This window comes from Vibrio sp. 1401, from assembly GCF_033340295.1.
Map to the genome: position 1 here is coordinate 1 of NZ_JAWOWF010000815.1, position 523 is coordinate 523.

General features: G+C 41.3%; 2 pseudogenes. Both read left to right on the forward strand.

Annotation, left to right across the window (positions count from 1 at the left end):
• Positions 1 to 11: 11 nt before the first annotated feature.
• Positions 12 to 269 (forward strand): annotated as a pseudogene (locus R7Z77_RS28325) (5-carboxymethyl-2-hydroxymuconate Delta-isomerase); the annotation flags it as partial.
• 98 nt (positions 270 to 367) lie between these two features.
• Positions 368 to 523, forward strand: a pseudogene (locus R7Z77_RS28330) (DUF805 domain-containing protein); the annotation flags it as partial.

Genomic DNA, 523 nt, shown 5'->3' on the forward strand with positions numbered 1-523 from the left:
AAGCTGCGTGAGAGAGTGGCCTTTTTGAGTTGGCCTCTGTGAAATCCAGAACGTTAAGATGGCATAACTGGCTAATTGGTGAAGCGGGTGACAGCCTCGATTTTATCCATATCAATTTTGATTTGTTGTCTGGCCGAACGCCTGAACAAAAGCGAGAATTATCGCGAGCTTTAATGGCTGTGCTTCAAGAACAGGCAAGTCATGTACACAGTTTAACGGTTAACATTCGAGATATGGATGTGGACAGCTTTCAAAAAGTGGTGAACTGAATATAAGGCTTGGCCGACGTTGTTCACGACTTGTTGTTTCTTCCCAAATTAACCCGACTCGGCTACTCTGTATTCTTTCTATTTTTGGATAAAAATTGATGTCGACTAAAGAGTTACTGTTTTCGTTTCACGGACGTATCGATCGCAAAACCTATTGGATTTGGAATGTGATTTACTACATTTCGATTATAGGTTTTGGTGCGGGTATCAGTAAGTTGTTTCCTGCGTTTTCTTACCTGTTACTGCCAATATTC